The sequence below is a fragment of the Pseudoalteromonas rubra genome (assembly GCF_005887115.1).
GTDB lineage: Bacteria > Pseudomonadota > Gammaproteobacteria > Enterobacterales > Alteromonadaceae > Pseudoalteromonas > Pseudoalteromonas rubra_F.
Genome location: NZ_PNCJ01000165.1, coordinates 1 through 328, shown reverse-complemented (window position 1 = coordinate 328; position 328 = coordinate 1). Strand labels below are relative to the sequence as shown.

At 34.1% G+C, this 328-nt stretch carries 1 protein-coding gene; it reads left to right on the top strand.

Going from position 1 to position 328, the window contains the following annotated elements; genetic code table 11:
• On the top strand, positions 1–94 hold a 94-nt coding region (locus CWB98_RS23605; RefSeq protein ID WP_432765901.1), incomplete at its 5' end, for a c-type cytochrome.
• Positions 95–328 lie beyond the last annotated feature (234 nt).

Genomic DNA, 328 nt, shown 5'->3' with positions numbered 1-328 from the left:
AAATGACCACAATGGCATGATGCGTGACATCGCTAAGAAATTGACCGATGAAGATATCGAGGTCTTATCAAAGTACCTAGGTGGTCTACACTAAAATTCAGCCTCGTCCAAATGGATGAGGTTTTGAAAAGTGACTAAGAAAGCAGCATTAGCTGCTTTTTTTGTGCATGTTAATTAAGTTGACGATATCTCCACCTGCTTGTGAGACATTGACCATATGTGAATGTAATCTATTGCTCATTTTAAATCACTAAATAAACCTTAACTTAATGAAATTAAAAAACTTACCTATTTTGGTACAGCAACAAAACTACAAAAAATAGTTAAA